Annotated in this window: 22 protein-coding genes and 1 riboswitch; of the genes, 11 read left to right on the forward strand and 11 right to left on the reverse strand. The window is 68.0% G+C overall.

Going from position 1 to position 20,526, the window contains the following annotated elements:
• Nucleotides 1–81: 81 nt before the first annotated feature.
• From AC1DXX_RS23310 to AC1DXX_RS23320, 3 genes are all read left to right on the forward strand, one after another.
• Entirely contained in the window at nt 82–1,131 is a 1,050-nt protein-coding gene (locus AC1DXX_RS23310) for an ornithine cyclodeaminase (protein ID WP_478136583.1), read from the forward strand.
• A gap of 36 nt (nt 1,132–1,167) precedes the next feature.
• Complete coding sequence (locus AC1DXX_RS23315; RefSeq protein ID WP_478136584.1) at nt 1,168–2,214, forward strand: histone deacetylase family protein; 1,047 nt, start codon at nt 1,168–1,170, stop codon at nt 2,212–2,214.
• Nucleotides 2,215–2,311: 97 nt separating this feature from the next.
• The gene (locus tag AC1DXX_RS23320; protein WP_478136585.1) at nt 2,312–3,289 is read left to right on the forward strand and encodes a Bug family tripartite tricarboxylate transporter substrate binding protein; all 978 of its coding nucleotides are present in this window, start codon (nt 2,312–2,314) and stop codon (nt 3,287–3,289) included.
• Here the strand turns inward: AC1DXX_RS23320 and AC1DXX_RS23325 are convergent.
• Entirely contained in the window at nt 3,246–3,845 is a 600-nt protein-coding gene (locus tag AC1DXX_RS23325; protein ID WP_478136586.1) for a TetR/AcrR family transcriptional regulator, read from the reverse strand. The genes AC1DXX_RS23320 and AC1DXX_RS23325 overlap by 44 nt on opposite strands.
• Before the next feature lie 88 nt (nt 3,846–3,933).
• On the opposite strand from AC1DXX_RS23325, the gene AC1DXX_RS23330 reads away from it, so the two are divergent.
• Nucleotides 3,934–5,199, forward strand: a complete 1,266-nt coding sequence (locus AC1DXX_RS23330) for an MFS transporter (protein WP_478136587.1) — start codon at nt 3,934–3,936, stop codon at nt 5,197–5,199.
• On the opposite strand, the gene AC1DXX_RS23335 is transcribed toward AC1DXX_RS23330, so the two are convergent.
• The gene (locus AC1DXX_RS23335; RefSeq protein WP_478136588.1) at nt 5,189–6,025 is read right to left on the reverse strand and encodes an HAD-IIB family hydrolase; all 837 of its coding nucleotides are present in this window, start codon (nt 6,023–6,025) and stop codon (nt 5,189–5,191) included. The two genes, AC1DXX_RS23330 and AC1DXX_RS23335, sit on opposite strands and share 11 nt — an antisense overlap.
• Before the next feature lie 93 nt (nt 6,026–6,118).
• Here AC1DXX_RS23335 and AC1DXX_RS23340 point away from each other — a divergent pair, with 93 nt between their 5' ends.
• Genes AC1DXX_RS23340 through AC1DXX_RS23350 form a run of 3 tightly spaced genes read left to right on the forward strand, consistent with a single transcriptional unit; the run spans nt 6,119 to nt 8,759 of the window.
• Entirely contained in the window at nt 6,119–7,114 is a 996-nt protein-coding gene (locus AC1DXX_RS23340) for an ABC transporter ATP-binding protein (RefSeq protein ID WP_478136589.1), read from the forward strand.
• A gap of 56 nt (nt 7,115–7,170) precedes the next feature.
• The gene (locus tag AC1DXX_RS23345) at nt 7,171–7,953 is read left to right on the forward strand and encodes an ABC transporter permease (RefSeq protein WP_478136610.1); all 783 of its coding nucleotides are present in this window, start codon (nt 7,171–7,173) and stop codon (nt 7,951–7,953) included.
• A 2-nt stretch (nt 7,954–7,955) separates the two neighbouring features.
• A complete protein-coding gene (locus AC1DXX_RS23350) occupies nt 7,956–8,759 on the forward strand; it encodes an ABC transporter permease (protein ID WP_478136590.1) in 804 nt (267 codons plus the stop codon).
• Between the two features lie 9 nt (nt 8,760–8,768).
• Here the strand turns inward: AC1DXX_RS23350 and AC1DXX_RS23355 are convergent, their stop codons facing one another.
• From AC1DXX_RS23355 to AC1DXX_RS23390, 8 genes are all read right to left on the reverse strand, one after another.
• On the reverse strand, nt 8,769–9,425 hold the full coding sequence (locus AC1DXX_RS23355; protein ID WP_478136591.1) for an SIMPL domain-containing protein: 657 nt from the start codon (nt 9,423–9,425) through the stop codon (nt 8,769–8,771).
• A gap of 7 nt (nt 9,426–9,432) precedes the next feature.
• The gene (locus tag AC1DXX_RS23360) at nt 9,433–11,061 is read right to left on the reverse strand and encodes a peptide chain release factor 3 (RefSeq protein ID WP_478136592.1); all 1,629 of its coding nucleotides are present in this window, start codon (nt 11,059–11,061) and stop codon (nt 9,433–9,435) included.
• A 67-nt stretch (nt 11,062–11,128) separates the two neighbouring features.
• Entirely contained in the window at nt 11,129–11,731 is a 603-nt protein-coding gene (locus AC1DXX_RS23365; protein WP_478136593.1) for an N-acetyltransferase family protein, read from the reverse strand.
• The gene (locus AC1DXX_RS23370; protein WP_478136594.1) at nt 11,728–12,801 is read right to left on the reverse strand and encodes an alpha/beta fold hydrolase; all 1,074 of its coding nucleotides are present in this window, start codon (nt 12,799–12,801) and stop codon (nt 11,728–11,730) included. Before AC1DXX_RS23370 ends, AC1DXX_RS23365 begins: the two co-directional genes overlap by 4 nt.
• Nucleotides 12,798–13,217, reverse strand: a complete 420-nt coding sequence (locus AC1DXX_RS23375) for a hypothetical protein (protein ID WP_478136595.1) — start codon at nt 13,215–13,217, stop codon at nt 12,798–12,800. The genes AC1DXX_RS23370 and AC1DXX_RS23375 overlap by 4 nt, the downstream gene beginning before the upstream one ends.
• A 22-nt stretch (nt 13,218–13,239) precedes the next feature.
• On the reverse strand, nt 13,240–14,157 hold the full coding sequence (locus AC1DXX_RS23380; protein WP_478136596.1) for an alpha/beta fold hydrolase: 918 nt from the start codon (nt 14,155–14,157) through the stop codon (nt 13,240–13,242).
• A gap of 14 nt (nt 14,158–14,171) precedes the next feature.
• Complete coding sequence (phaP, locus tag AC1DXX_RS23385) at nt 14,172–14,669, reverse strand: TIGR01841 family phasin (protein WP_478136597.1); 498 nt, start codon at nt 14,667–14,669, stop codon at nt 14,172–14,174.
• Nucleotides 14,670–14,808: 139 nt separating this feature from the next.
• The gene (locus AC1DXX_RS23390) at nt 14,809–15,441 is read right to left on the reverse strand and encodes a hypothetical protein (RefSeq protein WP_478136598.1); all 633 of its coding nucleotides are present in this window, start codon (nt 15,439–15,441) and stop codon (nt 14,809–14,811) included.
• Between the two features lie 118 nt (nt 15,442–15,559).
• Nucleotides 15,560–15,628, forward strand: a riboswitch (S-adenosyl-L-homocysteine riboswitch).
• A 63-nt stretch (nt 15,629–15,691) separates the two neighbouring features.
• Between AC1DXX_RS23390 and ahcY the strand changes: the two genes are divergently transcribed.
• The 4 genes from ahcY (at nt 15,692) to AC1DXX_RS23410 (ending at nt 19,458) form a co-directional block, all read left to right on the forward strand.
• Complete coding sequence (gene ahcY, locus AC1DXX_RS23395) at nt 15,692–17,131, forward strand: adenosylhomocysteinase (protein ID WP_478136599.1); 1,440 nt, start codon at nt 15,692–15,694, stop codon at nt 17,129–17,131.
• Between the two features lie 8 nt (nt 17,132–17,139).
• Nucleotides 17,140–17,907, forward strand: a complete 768-nt coding sequence (locus AC1DXX_RS23400; RefSeq protein WP_478136600.1) for a TlyA family RNA methyltransferase — start codon at nt 17,140–17,142, stop codon at nt 17,905–17,907.
• Between the two features lie 10 nt (nt 17,908–17,917).
• Nucleotides 17,918–18,742 (forward strand): methylenetetrahydrofolate reductase [NAD(P)H], encoded by an 825-nt coding sequence (gene metF, locus AC1DXX_RS23405; protein ID WP_478136611.1) that lies wholly within the window; start codon nt 17,918–17,920, stop codon nt 18,740–18,742.
• 92 nt (nt 18,743–18,834) lie between these two features.
• A complete protein-coding gene (locus AC1DXX_RS23410; protein WP_478136612.1) occupies nt 18,835–19,458 on the forward strand; it encodes a septal ring lytic transglycosylase RlpA family protein in 624 nt (207 codons plus the stop codon).
• A 9-nt stretch (nt 19,459–19,467) separates the two neighbouring features.
• Here AC1DXX_RS23410 and AC1DXX_RS23415 read toward each other — a convergent pair whose 3' ends face one another.
• Entirely contained in the window at nt 19,468–20,418 is a 951-nt protein-coding gene (locus AC1DXX_RS23415; RefSeq protein ID WP_478136601.1) for a 23S rRNA (adenine(2030)-N(6))-methyltransferase RlmJ, read from the reverse strand.
• Nucleotides 20,419–20,526: the final 108 nt, after the last annotated feature.

Raw genomic sequence — 20,526 nt, forward strand, 5'->3', positions numbered from 1 at the left:
GGCGCATCCTGAATCAGCCATGGTGGAGTGAATCGTGTGAAGGGGTGAAGCGCCGTGCCGGGCTACGCAAGGAGCCGTGCCATGACCCGCTTCATCGATGTTCACAGCCTGGTTCGCCTGGTGGATGAAACCGGCATTCCGCAATTCCTCCAGGCCCTGTCCGACGCGCTGCGCGACGATTTCCTGCGCTGGCGCGAGTTCGACAAGAAAGCGCGCGTCGCCAGTCATTCGCACCTTGGCGTGATCGAGCTGATGCCGGTGGCCGACGACGGCGCCTACGCCTTCAAGTACGTCAACGGCCATCCGCACAACACCTCGCTCGGGCTGCCTACCGTCATGGCCTTCGGCGTGCTGGCCGAGGTCGACACGGGGTACCCCGTGCTGCTGTCCGAACTCACGCTCACCACCGCGCTGCGCACCGCCGCCACCTCGGCGATGGCGGCGCAGGCTTTGGCGCGGCCCGGTTCGCGCAGCCTGGCGCTGATCGGCAACGGCTCGCAGAGCGAGTTCCAGGCGCTGGCCTTCCATGCACTGCTCGGCATCGAGGAAGTGCGCGTGTTCGACACCGATCCGCACGCCACCGACAAGCTGGTGCGGCACCTGTCGGCCTGCACCCCGCTCGAGATCGTGCGCGCCCATTCCGTCGCCGAAGCGGTGCGGGGCGCCGACATCGTCACCACCGTCACCGCCCACCAGGGCCACGCGGCGATCCTTACGCCCGGGATGATCGAGCCGGGCATGCACATCAATGCGGTCGGCGGCGATTCGCCGGGCAAGACCGAGCTGCACCCCGACGTGCTGCGCCGTGCGCGCGTGTTCGTCGAATACGAGCCGCAGACCCGCATCGAGGGCGAGATCCAGCAGCTGGCTGCCGACTTCCCGGTGCACGAACTCTGGAGGGTGCTGCTCGGCGAGGTGCCCGGGCGCGAGAGCGCCGGGCAGGTCACGGTGTTCGATTCGGTCGGCTTCGCGCTGGAGGACTACACCGCGCTGCGCTACATCCACCAGCTGGCCATCGAGCGCGGCGTGGGCCAGCAGATCGCGCTGGTGCCCGAGCTCGACGACCCGAAGGATCTGTTCGGACTCACCGCGTCGGGCCGGCGCCGGGCGGTGCTGCGGCGTGCGGCATGATGGGCGGCATCCGCAACGCCGATCCTGTTTTCCTTCATGCGCACCATCTACAACGACCAGCACGCACTGCACCAGGGCAAAGTCGAAATGTTCCGCGGCGAGTTGGTGCCTTGCTTCGAGGTACCCGCCCGCGTCGACCATGTGAAGCATGAGCTGGAGCGCCGTGGCCTCGGTCCGCTGCAGGTGCCCGATGCGTTCGACGATGCGCTGCTGGCGAAGGTGCACGCACCGCGCTACCTGGACTTCATCGCCCATGCCTGGGAAGAGTGGGTGGCGCTGGATCCGGCCAATGCGTCGCGCGACGCATTGCCTTCGTACTGGCCCACGCGCGGCATGCGCACCGATGTGCTGCCGAAGAGCTTTCCGGCGCGCATGGGCCTGTTCTCGTTCGATGCAGGCACGCCGCTGACGGCCGGCAGCTGGGCCGCCGCGCGGCAGGGCGCCGCCTGCGCGTGGACCGCGGCGCAGCGCGTCGTCGGCGGCCAGCGCGCGGCCTTTGCGCTCACGCGGCCGCCGGGCCACCATGCGGGCGCCGATTTCTTCGGCGGCTACTGCTTCGTCAACAACGCCGCGGTGGCTGCGCAGGCGCTGCGCGATGCGGGGGTGGCGCGTGTCGCCGTGCTCGACGTGGACTACCACCATGGCAACGGCACGCAGGCCATCTTCTACGAACGCGGCGACGTGCATTTCGCGAGCCTGCATGGTGATCCGCTCACCGACTATCCGTACTACCTCGGCCACGCCGACGAGCGCGGCGCCGGCGAAGGCGAGGGCTTCAACCACAACCTGCCGCTGCCGCGCGGCACCGATTTCACGGTCTGGCGCGCGGCGCTGAAGACGGCACTCGACGGCATYGCGGCGGCGAAGGCGGGCGCGCTGGTGGTCTCGCTCGGCGTCGACACCTTCGAGGGCGATCCGATCTCGGGCTTCACGCTGAAGAGCGCCGACTACCTGCGCATGGGCGAAGACCTGGCGCGCGCCGGGTTGCCGACGGTGTTCGTGTTCGAGGGCGGCTACGCGGTGGCCGAGGTGGGCATCAACACCGTCAACGTGCTCGAAGGCTTCGGCCAGATCGCCGGCTGAGCCGCCTCGGCGACAGCAGTCGGGTGAGCACCGATTGCCGCAACGGGCGAGGCAAGGCCCAATCCGCGCCTTGTCCACGTTTCAGGAGCCAGCAGCCATGTCCCGCCGTTCTCTTCTCTGTGCCACCACGCTCGCCGCGTGCGGCCTCGTTTCTCCGCTGGCGGCATTTGCCCAGGCCTTTCCCAACAAGCCGATCAAGCTGGTCATCGCCTTCCCCGCGGGCGGCCCGACCGACATCACGATGCGCCAGCTCGCCGACAACGCGAGCAAGATCATCGGCCAGCCCGTGATCATCGACAACAAGCCCGGCGCCGGCGGCACGCTGCCCGCGCAGGCGCTGCAGACCGCGCAGCCCGACGGCTACACCATCGCGCAGATTCCGCTCGGCGTGTTCCGCCTTGGCTACACCACCAAGATCAACTGGGACCCGCTCAAGGACATCACTTACGTCCTCAATGTCACGGGCTATGCCTTCGGCATCGTGGTGCCGGCCAACAGCCCGTTCAAGACCTGGGCCGACTTCGTCGCCTATGCCAAGGCGAACCCCGGCAAGCTCACCTATGGCTCGACCGGCAACCTCACCAGCCCGCACCTCACGACCGAACTGGTCGCGCAGAAGGCCGGCATCGAGCTGCAGCACGTGCCCTACAAGGGCAGCGCCGACCTGATGCTCGCAGTGGTCAGCGGCCAGCTCATGGCGGCGGCCGACAGCACCGGCTTCGCGCCACAGGTCGAGGCCGGCAAGCTGCGCGTGCTCAACACCTGGGGCGAGAAGCGCCTGGCCAAGTTCCCCGATGCGCCGACGCTGAAGGAACTGGGCTACGACATCGTGCAGAACTCGCCCTTCGGCATCGGTGCGCCCAAGGGCACGTCGCCCGAAGTGGTGAAGAAGCTGCACGACGCGTTCAAGCAGGCGATGGAAGAGCCCAGCTATGTGGCTTCGCTGGGGCGCTACGACATGCTGCCGAACTACATGAGCTCGGCGACGTACACCAAGTTTGCGCAGGACACGGTGGTGCGGGAGAAGGCGGTTATCGAGAAGCTGGGGTTGGCGAAGGAACCGAAGACGAACTGATCGCAAACAACTCGTCCACCAGCCGCGCCGCCAACTCCGGCTTCACGGGGTCGCCGCCGAACACGAGGCGAAAGACGATGGGCGCGATCAGGTGATCGATCACCTGCTGCGCCTCCGGCGCGTGCTCGCCACGGGCGCGCGCCTGCTCGACCAGCGTCAGCGCTTCCTTGCGGCGGGTGCGCAGGCAGTCGGTGTCCGAGTCGCCGTTGGCCAGCGCGGCCGCGGCTTTCAGCAAGGACTTGCTGCAGGGTTGCGACAGGTGCGTGATGAGCTCCTCCGCCCACGCGGTCAGGTCTTCGCGCAGCACGCCGGTGTCGGGCAGCGGCCGGTTCGGGTCCAGCTTGTGCGTCGCCGTTTCGGCCAGCAGCCCCGACAGGTCGCCCCAGCGGCGGTAGATGCTGGAGGCGCTGACGCCCGCGCGTTCGGCCACGGCCGGCACCGTCACGCGTTCGCGCCCCTGTTCGGCCACCAGTTGTTCGAGGGCGGTGCGCACCAGCGCCTGCACTTGGGCGCTGCGGCCACCGGGACGCTTGTTGGGAAGGACAACATCGTTCATGCAAGGACTTTAACGCAAAGATGTTTGCTTTAGTGAATCTACAGGTCTAGAATCACAAAAGCTAAAAAAGTTGCGTTAAGGACCTGCCATGCCATCCTCCTGCCCTGAACTCGCCGTTGCCACAGCCGACATCGCCGCCCGTCCCAAGCCCTGGCGCCTGCCGGCAGCGGTCGGTTTCCCGCTGCTGGCCGCCGTGCTCTTCGCCTTCTTCTTCGCGGCCGCCGCGCCCACGCCGCTGTTCGTCGTGTTCCAGCACGCCTGGGGCTTCTCGGCGTCGATGCTCACGGTGGCGTTTGCGATCTATGCGATCGCGCTGCTGATCTCGTTGCTGGTGGCGGGCTCGCTGTCGGACCACATCGGCCGACGGCCCGTGGTGCTCGCAGCGCTGGTGCTGCAGGCGGTGGCGATGGGGCTTTTCGTGCTGGCGCACGACATCGCCGGGCTGATCGGCGCGCGCATCGTCCAGGGCGTGGCTACGGGGGTGGCGAGCGGCGCGCTGAGCGCGGCGGTGGTCGAGGCCGCGCCGGCATCGCGCAAGCGGCTGGGCGCGATGATCACGAGCGTGTCGCCGCTCGCGGGGCTCGCGGTGGGCGCGCTGCTGACCGGCATGGCGGTCAAGTTCACTGCCCAGCCGGTGACGCTGGTGTTCGGCGTGCTGGCCGTGGTGTTCGCGGTGGGCGCGGCCGTGGTGCTGTGGATGCCCGAGACCGTCACGCCGCGCGCCGGCGCGCTGGCCTCGCTGGTGCCGCGCGTGTCGATTCCCGCGCGGGCCCGGGCCGACTTCGTGCGTGGTCTGCCGGTGTTCATCGCGGTGTGGGCGCTGGGCGGCCTGTACCTCTCGCTGGCGCCGTCACTGATGCTGCACGTGTTCCACATCGACAACGGCGTGGTCAATGGCCTCACGGTCGCGGTGCTCTCGGGTTTCGGTGCGCTCGCGCCCACGTTGCTTGGCCGTTTCCCCGCGCCGCGGACCGTCGTCTTCGGCGCGGCCAGCATCGCGGTCGGTCTGGTCTTGCTGCTGGCGTCGCTGGCGACGAAGTCGCTCGCGCTGTTCTTCGTCGGCACCGCGATCGCGGGCCTGGGCTTCGGCGGCGCGTTCTCGGCGTTGGTGCAGACGCTGGCGCCGCTCGCCGATTCGCACGAGCGCGGCGAGCTGTTCGCCGCCATCTTCGTGGTCTGCTACCTCGCGTTCAGCCTGCCCGCGATGCTGGCGGGCTTCCTGGTGAAGCCGCTCGGCCTGCTGAACACGGTGGAAGGTTATGCGGCGGTGCTGCTGTTGATCGCGGCCTTCGGCATCTGGCGCCAATGGGCGGTGCTGCGCCGCAACGCGCGCAGCCTGCCGGTCAGCGAGTAGGGCGCACCGAAAGCATCGCACGCGCCGCCTCGGCAAAGCCCACGCCGCGCTCGCCCTCTGTCACGTAGCGCGGCAGGTGCTCGAGCTGGGGCACGAAGCGCGCCACGTTCGCCACGCCGATGCTGCTCGCGAAGGTGCGGAACATCAGCTGGTCGTTGGTGGAGTCGCCCACGTAGGCCCAGCGGTCGAGCTCGTCGTCGAGCGTGCGGCCCCACAGCTCGCGCACGATCCAGCGTGCGCCCTCGAGCTTGTCGTTGTCGCCGTACCAGCCGTTGATGTGGATGCTGCTGACGGTGGCGTGCATGCCTTCGCTGCGCATCAGCGCGACGACGTGGGCGATGGTCTCCTCGCTCAGTTGCACGAACTCGCTGTGGTCGATGGCGATGTCGGTTTCGCGGCCCGGCGAGTCGGTGGCCCGCCGTGCGCCCGGAATCTCGCGCTCGATGCGCGCCAGCACGGCCTGCATGCGCTGGAGGTTGGCGGCGCGCGTGGGCGCATCCTGCTGGTAGCGCTTCTCGATCTGCCCGCCGGCCGAGGGCAGCAATGCCACGGCGCCGTTCTCCGCCACGATGGCATCGACCGGCCAGGTGTTGACGAAGGGCATGCTCCAGCCCACCGGCCGGCCCGTGATCGCAACCACCGCAAGACCCGCCGCCTTGAGATCGCCCAGCGCCTGCAGCGCATCGGGCGTGATCGCACCGTCGGTCGTGAGGGTGTCGTCGATGTCCGTGAAAACGCCGATGAGTTCGCTGCGTGCCGATGTCGTCCAGCGGGTCAGCGGCAGCAGGTGGGTGGGCGAAGGGGGCAGGGAAGACGACGAAGGCATGGCGAGGAATCTCTGGAGAGCCTGTGATCGTACCGGCGGTTTCGTGTAGCATCCCGCCCCCGCCGCGCTTTCCAGGCCGGCGCGGCGCTTCTCATGCCCCACATCCTCGTCGACCACCTCCTCAAGACCTACCGGATTTCCGAGCGCGACCCCGGCGTGATGGGGGCGCTGCGCGGCTTGCTGCATCGGCGGCACCGCACGGTGGAGGCGTTGTCCGGCGTGTCCTTCGAGTTGCAGCGCGGCGAGTTGCTCGGCTTCATCGGGCCGAACGGCGCGGGCAAGTCCACCACCATCAAGATCCTCGCGGGCATCCTGCGGCCAGACGGCGGGCGCGTGGAAATCGATGGGCGCGATCCCTTCGCGGACCGCGAGCGGCACGTGGCGCGCATCGGCGTGGTCTTCGGCCAGCGCACCCAGCTGTGGTGGGACCTGCCCGTGGGCGACGGCTTCGATCTGCTGCGCGACATCTACCGCGTCGATCCGGCGCGCTATCGCAGGACGCGCGACGAACTGGTCGCACTGCTGCACCTGGAGCGCGTGCTCGACCAGCCGGTGCGCCAGCTCTCGCTGGGCCAGCGCATGCGCGCCGAGATCGCGGCGGCGCTGCTGCACGAGCCCGACATCCTGTTTCTCGACGAGCCGACCATCGGCCTCGACGCACCCTCCAAGCTGGCGGTGCGCGACTTCGTGCGGCGCGCCAACCGCGAACGCGGCACCACCGTGCTGCTGACCACGCACGACATGCACGACATCGAGGCGCTGGCCCAGCGCGTGATCGTCATCGGCCACGGCCGCGTGCTGGCCGACAGCCCGGTCGAGGCGCTGCGCGCGCAGGTGATGGCCGAGCGCCGGCTGGTGGTCGACTTCGCGCAGGATGCCGTGCTGCCTGCGCAGGTGCCCGGCGCCACGGTGCATTCGCGCGAGGGCCAGACGCTGGTGCTCGACTTCGATCCTGCAGTGACCACCGCGCCGGCACTGATCGCGCGCATTGCGGCCGAACATGCGGTGGAAGACATCCGCCTCGAAGGCATGGCGATCGAGGCCGTCATTGCGCGTTTCTATGCGATGCACGGAGCGGCCGAAGCGTGAAGCTGCACGACTTGCTGCGCCCCTATGTCGCGGCCTTTGCCTCGCGCTTCCTGCAAATGCTGCAGTACCGCACGGCCGCGCTCGCGGGCTTCGCGACACAGTGCTGGTGGGGCGGGATCAAGGTGATGGTGTTCGCCGCGTTCTATGGTGGAGCTGCCATCGCTGGCGCGAACCCGACGATGTCGCTCGCACAGGCCGTGACCTACACCTGGCTCGCGCAGGGGCTGCTCGTGCTGCTGCCCTGGCTGGGCGATCCGGAGGTGGCGCAGGCCGTGCGCACCGGTGCTGTCGCCTATGACCGGCTGCGGCCGGTCGATGCTTACGCGCTGTGGTTCGCGCGCAGTGCCGGCTGGATTGCCGCGCGCGTGCTGCCGCGCGTGGCGCTCATGGCTGCCTTCGCGGCAGTCGCGCTGCCGCTGGCCGGCCTGGATGACTGGGCCTGGCAGTTGCCTGCCGATGTGGCGGCGGGGCTCGCGTTCTTGTTGTCGGCCATGCTCGCACTGCTGCTCTCGACCGCCATGGTGATGCTGCTCAACGTGGCGATCACGGCGGCGCTCAACGAGCGCGGCATCAGCGCGGTGGCGACGCCCGTGGTGATCGTGCTCTCGGGCAACCTGCTGCCGCTCGCGCTGTTGCCGGACGCGTGGCAGACCGCGTTGCTGCTGCAGCCGCTGGCCGGTCTGATGGACATTCCGGCGCGGCTGTACTTCGGGCAGTTGAGCGGTTGGCAGGCCATCGGCGGGCTGGGGTTGCAGGTCTTCTGGACCGTCGCGCTCGTGGGGCTGGGGCATTTCGCCATGGGGCGCACGATGCGCAGCCTTCAGATTCAGGGCGGTTGACGGTGGGATCGCTCGCGCTCTTCTTCCGGCTGGTGAGTGCGTCCATCGGCGGCCAGGCGCGCTACCCGGCGTCGGCGTTGATGCTGACGCTCGGCCAGTTCCTGGGGTCCGGCATCGAGGTGATTGCCGTCTGGGCGCTGTTCCACCGTTTCGGCGACGTGCAGGGCTGGCGCATCGGCGAGGTGGCGCTGTTCTACGGCCTGGTGAACTGCATGTTCGCGCTGGCCGATGCGCTGGGCCGCGGCTTCGACGTGCTCGGCACGGAATTCCTGCGCACCGGCGCCTTCGACCGCCTGCTGCTGCGCCCGCGTCCGTTGGCCCTGCAATTGATGGGCAACGACTTTCGCCTCAGCCGCATGGGTCGCTTGCTCCAGGGCCTGGCCGTGGTGGCCTTCGCCACGCAGCAGGCGGGCATCGTGTGGACGCCTGCCACGGTGGCGATCGCGCTGTTCGCGCTGGCCGGCGGCGTTGCGCTGTTCCTCGGCATCCTGGTGCTGCAGGGCACGCTGTCGTTCTGGACTGTGGAGAGCCTGGAGATCGCGAACGTGCTCACCTACGGCGGTGTGCAGGCGGCGCAGTATCCGCTGGCGTTGTACGCGCGCTGGTTCCGGCGCGTGCTGACCTTTGCGGTGCCGTTGGCCTGCGTGGTGTATTACCCGGCGTTGGTGATTCTGGGCAAGGCCGATCCGCTCGGCGCGCCGGGGTGGGTGGGCGTCGTGTCGCCGATCGCGGGTTTTGCGTTCCTCGCGGCGGCTTTCGGCGCATGGCGCTTCGGGCTGCGGCGCTACGCCTCGACAGGCAGTTGACCCGCCAGCTCAGCCGATCAGAAAGCGAACACGGTAGCGCAGCGTGCGCACGCGCGTGGCGCCGGCCAGCTCCTCGAAGCTGTCGGTAGACGTTGATCCCATTGCGATGGCGCCGGCTGCTGCGGCCCATGGGTAGTCACCATACGCGCCCGAACTCTCTGCCTGCGATCCCAACTCCTCGATCTGCGCCACGGCGCCCAGCGTCGCACCCGCTTCCTGGGCAAGGGCCAGGGCATTGGTTCGCGCCTGCTGGATGGCCGCTGCCCGCGCCGTGGCCTCGCCGCCCTCCGGTGCTTCGAAGCGGGGTTGCTGCATGTCGACGTTCAGCGTGTACCTGGCGTTCTCGAAAAGAGGTTGGAGCGCGTCGAGTGCCTGGTAGAGACGCCGGGTCTCTCGGCAAGCGACCAGCACGCGCTGGGAGACTTCCTGGCCCGTGCTCCGCTTCCGGTACCACGGTTGCCAGGCTTCGCGTCCGCCTTCGCTGATCTCGTCCGGCCTCAGCCCCGCATTCTTCAGCGCCCTGATCGCGTCATTGCGCAGGCTGCCGGCTTCTGCCAGTGCAACCTCGGTCTTCGACGCCTTGACCGTGATCGTCAGCATGGCTCGCTGTTCGACGACGGTCTCTACAAGCTGGCCTTGGCCGGCGACCTGGATGTAGGTTTCCATGGCGTGATTACCCCGCGCTCTGCAGTGCCAGCCCCGCGTGCTCCCGCAGCGGATGGAAATGGATCTTCGGAAAACGCTCCTGCGCCAGCCGCACGTCGTAAGGCGAGGTGCACAGGAAGGCCAGCGTGTCGGCCGCGTCCTTGGCCATGCGCACCGGGTAGGCGTTGACGAACTCGCGCAGCTCGGCCGGCGTATCGGCCGTGATCCAGCGTGCGCCGGTGTACTGGCAGCCCTCGAGCCGCACGTCGGCGTCGTACTCGGCCTTCAGGCGGTGCTGCACCACTTCGAACTGCAGCTGGCCGACCGCGCCCAGCAGCATGGGCCCGCCGACCTCGGGGCGGAACACCTGGATCGCACCCTCTTCGCCGAGCTGGGCCAGGCCCTGCTGCAGCTGCTTGGTGCGCAGCGGATTCTTGAGGATCACCGTCATGAACAGCTCGGGCGCGAAGAAGGGCAGGCCGGTGAACTGCAGGCTCGCGCCATCGGTGATGGTGTCGCCGAGCTGCACGCCGCCGTGGGTGGTGAAGCCCACGATGTCGCCCGCATAGGCCTCCTCGACCGCTTCGCGGCGCTGGCTCATGAAGGTCACGACGCTGGTGGGACGCAGCTCTTTCGAGGTGCGTTGCACCTTGAGCTTCATGCCCGGCGTGTACTTGCCCGAGGCCATGCGCACGAAGGCGATGCGGTCGCGGTGGTTGGCGTCCATGTTGGCCTGCACTTTGAACACCACGCCCGCGAAGTCCCTGTCCTCGGGCTGGATCTCCTTCACCACCGGCTGGCGGTTGACCATCGTGGTGCTGGTGCGCGACTGCGGCGAGGGCGCGAGGTCGACCAGCGCGTCGAGCACTTCCATCACGCCGAAGTTGTTCACGCCGGAGCCGAAGAACACCGGCGTCTGCTTGCCGGCCAGGAAGGCCTCGCGGTCCCAGGTCGGCGAGGCGCCGGTGGCCAGTTCCATGCTGTCCATGGCGGATTCGAAATCGGCGCCGAAGCGCTTGGTGAGCGTGTCGCGTTCGGTCAGCGCAATGGTCTCGAAGTCGTGCGGCAGCCGTTCGCTGCCCGACTCGAACACCGTCATCGTCTGCGTGCGCAGGTTCATGATCCCGCGGAAGCTCTTGCCCTGGCCGACCGGCCAGGTCATCGGCACGCAGGGCATGCCGAGTTCGCGCTCCACCTCGTCGAGGATGTCGAGCGGCTCGCGCACTTCGCGGTCCATCTTGTTGACGAAGGTGATGATGGGCGTGTCGCGCTGGCGGCAGACCTCGATCAGCCGGCGCGTCTGCGCTTCCACGCCGTTGGCGGCATCGATCACCATCAGGGCCGAGTCGACCGCCGTGAGCACGCGGTAGGTGTCTTCCGAGAAGTCCTTGTGGCCGGGCGTGTCGAGCAGGTTGATCACGTGGTCGCGGTACAGCATCTGCATGACCGACGAAGCCACCGAGATGCCGCGCTGCTTTTCGATTTCCATCCAGTCGGAGGTGGCGTGGCGCGAGGCCTTGCGCGCCTTCACCGAACCGGCGATCTGGATCGCGCCGGAGAAAAGCAGCAGCTTTTCGGTCAGCGTGGTCTTGCCGGCGTCAGGGTGGGAAATGATCGCAAAGGTGCGGCGGCGGCGGGTTTCGGAGACAAAAGACAAGGTGGGCAATCTGCGGGGGAATGCCCCGATTTTAGAAGGCGTCCCCGAAACCGCCCGCCCGAGGCCCTTAAAACGCCTCCGTCACCCCATACGCCCGCATCTGCGCCTCGAACTGCGCCACGTCGTGGCTCAGCACCACGAGGTCATGCGCCTGGCCTTGCTGGTCCTTCACGTGCTTGCTCAGCAGGGCCTCGGGCCGGAAGCCCAGGGCCTGGAACACGGCAATCGCACCGCGCTGGTCGACCGTCATCTGCGCGACGATCTTTTCCTGCCCGCGTTCGACGGCCAGCGAACAGCCTTCCTGCGCGAGCTGCTGGCCCAGGCCGCTGCCGCGCAGCGCGGGCGTCACCAGCACGCGCAGTTCGGCCACGTGGCCGGACCATGAGTGCGGATCGCGGATCACCGCCRCGCAACCGAGCACCGTGCCGCCGCGCAGCGCAAGCACGCTGTCGATGTCGCCGCGCTCGATGGCACGGACCCAGGCGCCCATCACCTTGGGCTGCGTGATGTCGCGCGGCAGGAAGAGCAGGTCGTGCGCCGGCAGCGCCTGCGCGAAGGCCAGCACGGCCGCCGCGTCGTAAGCGGTCATCAGGCGCAGCTCGATGTCGCCGTCGCTGTTGGCCACGGTGCGCGGGTAGGGGCGCGAAGAAGATGCAACAGTGATGGTCATGTCGAGCGCACTCCAAGCCAGTCATCGAGTTTGGGCCACAGCCGGCGCACTGCGTTGGCGCCCGCGGCCAGGCTGACGTGGCCGCCCTTGAGGACGACCTCTTCCTTGTCGGCCGAGCCGATGTTGGCGATCAGCGGCTGGCCGGCCTCGTACGGCACGATGTGGTCGTGCTGCGCGAGCGCATGCAGCACCGGCACCAGGATGTTCTTCAGCAGCACCTTGCGGCCGCCGAGCACCAGCTCGTTCTTGTAGAGCTTGTTGTCCCACATCAGCTCTTTCACGGTCTGGCGGAAGTACTCGCCGGCCAGCGGCAGCATTTCCGCGCCCCAGCGGTCGAACATGCGGTACGACTTGACGAACTCGTCGTTGGCCATGTTGTCCCAGAGCTGCACGACGCCGGCGCTGCGGCCGGCCGGTCGCAGCATGTCGAACGAGGCGAACAGCATCTCGGGCGGCACGTTGCCAACGGTGTCGATCAGCCGGTCGACGTCGAAGTAGCGGCGGTCCGACCACGCATGGAAGAGCTTCATGCGGCTGAAGTCGATGGGCGTGGTGAAGAGCACGAGGTTCTTCATCGGACCGTCGGGGTGCAGCGTCGCGTAGAGCGTCGAGAGCACGCCCCCCATGCAGTACCCGACGAGCGTGACGTCCTCCTCGCCGGAGCGCTCCTGCACGCGCCGCAGCGAATCGGGGATGAAGTCGAGCACGTAGTCTTCGATGCGCAGTTGCTTTTCCTGGGGGCGCGGCGCATTCCAATCCATCATGTAGACGTCATAGCCCTGGAGCAGCAGGTGCTCGACCATGCTCTGGCCCGGCGCGAGGTCGAGGATATAGCCGCGGTTCGTGGTCGCCATGACGATCAGCAGCGGCACGCGGTAGATCTCGTCGACCAGCGGGCGGTAGTGGTACAGGCTCAGCGTGCCGCGGCGGTGGATTTCGTCCCTGGCCGTCTGCCCCACGGCGGGCGCGGCCGAGGTCAGGAAGTCGAGGCCCTTGATGTTGCGCTGGATCGCACGCTCGATCTCGGCGCCGATGTCCGGCAGGGCGAGTGCATCGGCGACGGAGCTCATGTGCGGCCGCGCTTTCCGGCGGTGCGCTTCGGTGCCGCAGCAACGGGTGGTGGTCGGGGCGGCTGCCTGGTGCGGCGCGGCTTGGCCGGCGCATCGGCGGCCGCGTTGGCCGCCGGACGGCGCCCGCCTTCCACTGCACGGCTGATGTTCGCCAGGTGATCGTCGATGCGCTGCAGTTGCTCGCCCAGTGCCTGGATGTCGGCGCGCGTCGGCAGGTTCAGCAGGGTGAGGTAGCGCGCCATCAGGTCGCCCAGCGCCTTCTGCGCCGTGAGCGAGGCGTTCATGCCGCCGTGCATGCCCTGGCGGAACGGGTCCGAGGCCATGGCCTCGTTGGCGAACTCGTTGGTGCTTTTTTCCCATTGGGCCGTGAGTTCGCGCCACATGGCCATCGGGTCGAGGGAGGAAAACTGGTTCATGGAGAGAAGCTCCCGTCGTCGATCAATGATCGCGAAGCTGCGCCGTGTGCGCGACGATGGCGCCGATGATCTCCGGCCACATCGGAATCGGCAGCGCATGCCCCATGCGCGGAATGCGCAGCAGCGTCGACCCGGGGATCGCGTCGGCCACATCGACACCGCAGGCCACCGGCACGAGCGGGTCCGTGTCGCCGTGGATCACCAGCGTGGGGACTCGCACGTCGCGCAGCGCAGGCTTGCGGTTGCCGGACGCGAAGATCGCCGCCAGCTGGCGCGCCACGCCGCCCGGATTGAGCCCGCGCAGGAAGATGAGCTGCGCGCGCTCGGCATCATGGGCCTCGTCGATCGGAAAGTCGGCGCCGCGCAGCACATGGCACGCCTTCCTGTAGTACGGCAGGTAGGCATCGAAGCTCAGCGGCGTGGGCGAGAACAGCACCGCCATCGCTTCGAGCGTGGGCGGCGGCAGGGCCGGGTTGCCGGTGGTCGACATGATGCTGGTGAACGAGCGCATCCGCTGCGGATGGTGGATGGCCATCTCCTGCCCGATGGCGCCGCCCATCGAGGCGCCGACGATGTGGGCTCGCTCGATGTGGAGCGCATCCAGAAAGCCGATGCAATCGGCCGCCATGTCGCGCAGCGTGTAGGGCACCTGCAGCGGCTTGCCGGCCATGGCCTGCATCATCAGCGCCTGGATGTCGGGCACGCCGAACTGCGGCAGGTGCGTCGAATGGCCGATGTCGCGGTTGTCGAAGCGGATCACGCGGTGCCCGCCCGCTTCGGCGAGGCGGGCGCAGAACGCGTCGTCCCAGGCGACCATCTGGGCGCCGAGGCCCATGATCAGGACCAGCGGCGATGCGTCGGAGTCGCCGAAGCTGTCCCACGCGAGCTCGATGCCGTTGGCGCGCGTGCGCCGCTCGGTACGGGGTGGGACGGCGGTCATGGCCTGCGCCTGGCTTACTTGCGCTGCAGCAGCTTGGTCACTTCGTCCACGTTGGCCTGAATGCGCTGGCGGACCACGTCGAAGGCATCGGCCTGCGACTTGGCGGCGAGGTTGGCCAGTTCCTTGATGTCGTCGATGGCGCGCTGGAACGACTGCCGGCCGAGTTCGTCGAGCTTGGCCAGGTTGGCCTTGGCGTCCTTGCCGGGCATTTCCTTGGCCGCCGTCTGCCATTCGCCGATGGCGCTCTTGATCATCTCGGTCTGCCGCTGCACCACGGTCTGCAGGCCCTGGTAGGACCGCTCGTTGGCCTGCATCAGCGCCTCCAGGTCCTTGCGGCCGCTGTCGAGCAGCTTGCCCGCACCGCTGGTCAGGTTGAGGTTCTGCAGGCGATCGGTCATGCCCTTCAGGTTCTTGAGCGGGTTGAGCATGTCGGCGGCATTGGGGGCGGCCGCCTTGCTGCTGCTACTGCTGGCAGTGGTCTTCTTGGCGGCGGCTTTCTTGGCAGTGGCCATGGTGCGGTATCTCCTGTGTCGGGTGAACGGATGGATGGCAAGGACCGGCCGGACGGCAAAAGTCCTTCGCCACGATACGCCGCACCGGCATGGCCAAGATCACCGCAACGACAAAAATGCCTGCGGGATTTCCCTTGGGTTACATCGGCGGCGCGAAGCCGTTGCGGCCGGCCGTCACGCGCAGCGCCGTGGGCGTGCCGTTCTTTTCCTGCGCGTTGACCAGCACCTTGGCGCCGGGCACCAGCAGGTCCTCGGTGCCGGGGCGGAAGGTCACGACCGGCACATCGGGCGGCACGACGACGGTCTTCTCGCCGCCCTTGTAGGTCAGCCGCAGTTGCTGCCCGCCGCGCACCGACTTCGGCGCCGCGGCCAGGTCGGCGACGGTGGCGTTGGTCATGGTGCTTTGCGGCAGCAGGTCCCACGGGCGATGGCCTTCGCCGGTACCGCGCGCGGCCTCGGGGAACACCACCACTTCGAGTGCCTTCTGCGTGCCGTCGGCCTGTGGCATGGCGGCGGTGCCGATGAAGCTGCCTTGCTTGATGTCGGACAGCTTGATGCGGTAGACCTCCGACACGGGCATGTCGGCCGGCCGCGCGAGGCTGACGACTTCGCCGCCGCGGTCCTGGACCACGAGGGTCTTCGCGTCGACGCGGACGATGGTGCCGCGGATGCGGACGGGATCGGAGGCGGCCTGTGCGGAGGCAAGAGCCGGCGCGCCGGCGGCAAGAAGGGCGGCCGAGGCCAGCAGGGTCGAGCGGATTCTGGAGAACATGGGCGGGGTTTCCGTGGTTGAGGTGCGAATCAATGTACGCCTCGAAGATGAAGCCTGCTTTCCGGTATGTGGGATATCCCACCGATTGGCTTGATCCACCGCCCCGTCTACAATCCGCCGTTCCGAGGAGCGTTGCAGCGCCGTCAGGCGTGAGGCTCGGACCACATCGCAACCACGCTCACCCGCTGTTCTCGCGGTGAGTCTTTTCCCCGTACGCAGTGGCATCTTTCAAACCAGTTTTGGAGTTCTCATGAGCGCTGTTCTCAAGCCCACCCCCGTTTCGACCGCCGATCAGGCGATCGCCGACCTGTCCCTTGCTGCCTGGGGCCGCAAGGAAATCCGCATCGCGGAAACCGAAATGCCCGGCCTGATGGCCATCCGCGAAGAGTTCTCGAAGGCGCAGCCGCTGAAGGGCGCGCGCATCACGGGCTCGCTGCACATGACCATCCAGACGGCCGTGCTGATCGAGACGCTGCAAGCCCTCGGCGCCACCGTGCGCTGGGCCTCGTGCAACATCTTCTCGACGCAGGACCACGCCGCCGCTGCCATCGCAGCCAGCGGCACGCCGGTGTTCGCGATCAAGGGCGAGTCGCTGAAGGACTACTGGGACTACACCCACGCCATCTTCGACTTCGGTCCCAAGGATTCGAAGGGCGAAGGCCCCAACATGATCCTCGACGACGGCGGCGATGCCACGCTGCTGATGCACCTGGGCCAGCGCGCCGAGAAGGACCTGGGCGTGCTCGCCAACCCGGGCAGCGAAGAAGAGCGCATTCTCTTCGCCGCCATCAAGGCCAAGCTGGCCGTCGATTCGACCTGGTACACCCGCAAGTCCGCCGAGATCATCGGCGTGACCGAAGAAACGACCACCGGCGTGCACCGCCTGAACGAGATGAGCGCCAAGGGCACGCTGCTGTTCCGCGCCATCAACGTGAACGACTCGGTCACCAAGAGCAAGTTCGACAACCTGTACGGCTGCCGCGAATCGCTGGTCGATGGCATCAAGCGCGCGACCGACGTGATGATCGCCGGCAAGGTGGCCTGCGTGGCCGGCTACGGCGACGTGGGCAAGGGCTCGGCCCAGGCACTGCGCGCGCTGAGCGCCCAGGTGTGGGTCACCGAGATCGACCCGATCAACGCGCTGCAGGCCGCGATGGAAGGCTACAAGGTCGTGACGATGGAATACGCCGCCGACAAGGCCGACATCTTCGTGACCACCACCGGCAACAAGGACGTCATCACGCATGACACCATGGCCAGGATGAAGGACCAGGCCATCGTCTGCAACATCGGCCACTTCGACAACGAGATCGATGTCGCGTCGATCGAGAAGTACGAATGGGAAGAGATCAAGCCGCAGGTCGACCACATCACCTTCCCCGACGGCAAGAAGATCATCCTGCTGGCCAAGGGCCGCCTCGTGAACCTGGGCTGCGGCACGGGCCATCCGAGCTTCGTGATGTCGTCGTCGTTCGCGAACCAGACCATCGCCCAGATCGAGCTGTTCACCAAGCCCGACGCCTACCAGGCCGGCAAGGTCTACGTGCTGCCGAAGCACCTCGACGAGAAGGTCGCGCGCCTGCACCTGAAGAAGGTCGGCGCGATGCTCACCGAGCTGACCGACGCGCAGGCGGCCTACATCGGCGTGAGCAAGAACGGCCCGTACAAGCCGGACACGTACCGGTATTGATAGCGCACATGCGCGCCGATCAATTGCTGGTGGAACGCGGCCTCGCCGCGTCGCGTTCGCAGGCCGTGCGGCTCATCGCCGGCGGTATGCGCTGGCGCGATGCGGGCACGAGCGACGCGTGGCGCTCCGTTGTCAAGAACCGCGACGAAGTGCCCGAATCCGCCGAGCTCGAGCTCGACGATGCGGCGGAGGCGCGGTATGTCTCGCGCGGCGGGCTCAAGCTCGAGGGCGCGCTTGCGGCAAGCGGCGTGGATGCCGCCGGCAAGCTGTGCCTCGACGTGGGCCAGTCGACCGGCGGCTTCACCGACTGCCTGCTGCAGCGCGGCGCGACGAAGGTCGTGGGTGTCGATGTCGGCCACGGGCAACTGCATGCGCGGTTGCGCGAGGACGAACGTGTCGAGGCCATCGAAGGCGTCAATGCGCGGGCCCTGTCGCCGGACGATCTGGGGGAAGATGGCGAGTCGCAGTTCGACCTCGTCGTCGGCGACCTGTCGTTCATCTCGCTCACGCTGGTGCTGCCGGCCGTGGTGCCTTTTCTTGCTGCGGACGGGCATCTGCTGATGCTCGTCAAGCCGCAGTTCGAACTGCAGCCCGGGCAGGTCGGCAAGGGCGGCATCGTGCGCGACGAGGCCATGTATGCGGTGGTCGAAAAGCGCCTGCGCGATGCCTGCGAGGCGCTCGAGTTGCGGGTGCTGCAGTGGTTCGACAGCCCGATCGCCGGCGGCGACGGGAACCGCGAGTTTTTCATTCACGCCGTCCATGCGAACGGCCCTTAAGGAGACGCAGGTGCGCCTTCCGCTGAGTTTCGAATTCTTTCCGACCAAGACGCCCGAAGGCGCGGTCAAGCTGCGCGCTGTGCGCCAGCAGCTGTATGTCCGCAAGCCCGAGTTCTGCTCTGTCACCTACGGCGCCGGCGGCTCCACGCACCAAGGCACCTTCGGTGCGGTGCAGGAGATCCTGAGCGAAGGCGTCGACGCCGCGAGCCACTTCTCGTGCATCGGCGCCACCAAGGCCACGGTGCGCGAGCAACTGGCCGAACTCAAGGCCATGGGCGTGAAGCGACTGGTCGCGCTGCGTGGCGATCTGCCGAGCGGCTATGGCGTCGGCGGCGAGTTTCACTATGCGAGCGATCTCGTCGCCTTCATCCGCGAAGAGACCGGCCGCGATTTCCACATCGAGGTGGCCTGCTACCCCGAGGTGCACCCGCAGGCGCGTTCGCCCGAAGCCGACCTGCAGGCCTTTGCCGCCAAGGTGAGAGCGGGGGCCGATTCGGCCATCACGCAGTACTTCTTCAGCCCCGAGGCCTATTTCCGTTTTGTCGACGACGCACGCAAGCTCGGGCTCGACACGCCGATCGTGCCGGGCATCATGCCGATCACGAGCTCGACACAGCTGATGCGCTTCTCGGACGCCTGCGGCGCCGAGATCCCGCGCTGGATCCGCCTGCGGCTGCAGGGCTTCGGCGACGACACGGCATCGATCAAGGCCTTCGGCCTCGACGTGGTGACCGACCTCTGCGCGCGCCTGCGCGACGGTGGCGCACCCGCGATCCACTTCTACACGATGAACCAGTCGGCGGCGACGCTGGCTGTACTGGAGCGCCTCGATTGAGTGGGGGCGCGGCAGGAGCGGCGGGGTGGTCGCTGCGCGCGGGTGTTCGTTTCGCGCTCGTCGCCGCCACCTGCGTGCTCGCGGGCTGCGCCATGCCGCCCGCCTCCGAGGGCGCCGATCCGGGCGCCGCGGCGGGCTCGCGCCTGCGGCCGCTGTCGGCGGGGCTGGCGGTTCCGCCGGGTGCTGCGGCACGCTCGAGCGTGCCTTCGGTGCGCTACGACCTGGCGGTGTCGGGCACCGGCGAGCTGACGCCCGACGACGGCGTGCCTGGTGACGACGGCCGCCGCGAAATCTTCGAACGCGGTGGCGCGTCCTGGTACGGCATCCAGTTCCACCAGCGCAAGACGGCGAACGGCGAGCGCTTCGACATGATGGCCATGACGGCCGCCCACAAGACCCTGCCGTTCAACACCCGTGTCTGCGTGCGCAGCCTGGTCAATGGCAGCGAGGTGCTGGTGCGCATCAACGACCGCGGACCCTATGCGCAAGGCCGTGTGATCGACCTGAGCCGGGCTGCGGCCGACCGTATCGGCCTGACGGGGCTCGGGATCAAGCAGGTGGCGTTGTCGGTCGTCGGCCCCGCGGGCATGCGCTGCGGCGGTGTCGCTGTGGAGCCGGCCGATGTCGCGGCGCCGGTGGCACCGGGGGCCGAACGCGCCAAGGCCACTGTCCCGGCGCGCCGCAAGGTGATCGTGCCGCCGCGCCGCCGCCGTTGAAGGGCCTGGTCAACCGCCGCTGTCGAGCGAGAAGGTGGCGTGGCGGTCCTGCGCCAGTTTCTCGACCAGTTGCGGCAGTGCCGCCGCGAGCAGCGGCTTCAAGGTGTAGGGCGGGTTGATCAGGAACATGCCGCTGGCCGGCAGTCCGGGGCGCTTGGTCTCGCCGGTCGACGTGGCCGTCAGCTTGCTCGACTTGACCGTCAGCGTGGCATGCAGCCATGGCTTGCCGGCCTTGGTCGCCATGGTCTTGAGCCGGCGCGGCAGGTCGTGCGCCTCAGGCCTCGGAATGATCGGATACCAGATGGCGTAGGTGCCCGTGGCAAAGCGCTTGAGCGCCTCGGCGGCGAAGTCGAGCACGCGGCCGTAGTCGCTCTTGATCTCGTAGCTCGGGTCCATCAGCACCAGGGCGCGGCGCGAGGGCGGCGGCAGGAACTTTGTGGCGCTGCCGAACCCGTCTTCGCGCAGCACCGCGATCTGGCGGCCGGCTTCGAGCTGGGCGATGTTGGCGTCCAGCGTGCGTGCGTCGGTCGGGTGCAGCTCGAACAGCTTGAGCTTGTCGTGGTCGCGCAGCAGGTGGTGCACGATGAACGGCGAACCCGGGTAGACGCGGGCGCCACCCTTGGGGTTGAAGTCGTGGATCACGCTCAGGTAGCGCGCAATCGCGTCGGCCACCGGGACGTCTGCTTTGGGCGCTACCTTTTTTGTAGCTGATTTGGCTGCGGGGGCGGGCGCAGCAGGCTCTGTTGCCTCGGAAAACAGACGCAGCACGCCATCGGCTGCCTCGCCGCTGGTTCCGGCGTAGTCGCCGTCGAGCCGGTACAGGCCGGCGCCCGCGTGGGTGTCGACGACCGTCAGGGCTGCCTCTTTTTCAAGCAGGTGGTCGAGTGTGGCAATCAGCACCGTGTGCTTGAGCACGTCGGCGTGGTTGCCGGCATGGAAGGCGTGGCGGTAACTGAACATAGGGGGAGGATGGTAACGTCTCGGGCCCCTTGACAGGCTTCAATTTGCTTCGAGGGGCCGATTCTTCGTATAATCGCGGGCTTCGCAGCGTTTTTGTGGCCCCGCGGC

This window comes from Variovorax sp. P4_B10 (assembly GCF_056402375.1).